Source organism: Arthrobacter sp. MDT2-34-1, assembly GCF_059091365.1.
Genome location: NZ_JBNHGO010000113.1, coordinates 1 through 559, shown reverse-complemented (window position 1 = coordinate 559; position 559 = coordinate 1). Strand labels below are relative to the sequence as shown.

The following is a 559-nucleotide window of genomic DNA, read 5'->3' as shown; positions in this document are numbered from 1 at the left end:
GGAGGGCGAGGACACCTTCACGACCTGGAAGGAAACGACGACGGTCTACCACGAGGGCGTGCCCGGCCACCACCTGCAGGTGGCAACGGCAACCTTCCGGCGCCACCTGCTGAACAACTGGCGCCGCAATGTCTGCTGGGTCTCCGGCCACGGTGAAGGCTGGGCCCTGTACGCAGAACGGCTGATGGAGCAGCTCGGCTATCTCAAGGATCCCGGGGACCGGCTGGGCATGCTGGATGCCCAGCGGATGCGGGCTGCGCGGGTGGTATTCGACATCGGCGTCCATCTTGGCCTGCCGGTCCCGGCGCGCTGGGGCAGCGGCACCTGGACTCCGGAGAAGGGCTATGAGTTCCTGCGGCAGAACATCGCCATCAGCGAAGGCCAGCTCAAGTTCGAGTTCACGCGCTACCTCGGCTGGCCGGGGCAGGCACCGGCCTACAAGATCGGCCAGCGGCTCTGGGAGCAGATCCGGGACGAGGTCAAGGAGCGCGAAGGCCAGGAGTTCAATCTCAGGAGCTTCCACTCCAGGGCACTGAACCTGGGTTCGGTCGGCCTCGAC

At 66.4% G+C, this 559-nt stretch carries 1 protein-coding gene; it reads left to right on the top strand.

Annotated features, from left to right (window positions below; all coding sequences use genetic code 11):
• Positions 1-559 (top strand): DUF885 domain-containing protein (locus AC5RVV_RS17920; protein ID WP_494002702.1); only part of this gene is annotated, 559 nt, incomplete at both ends.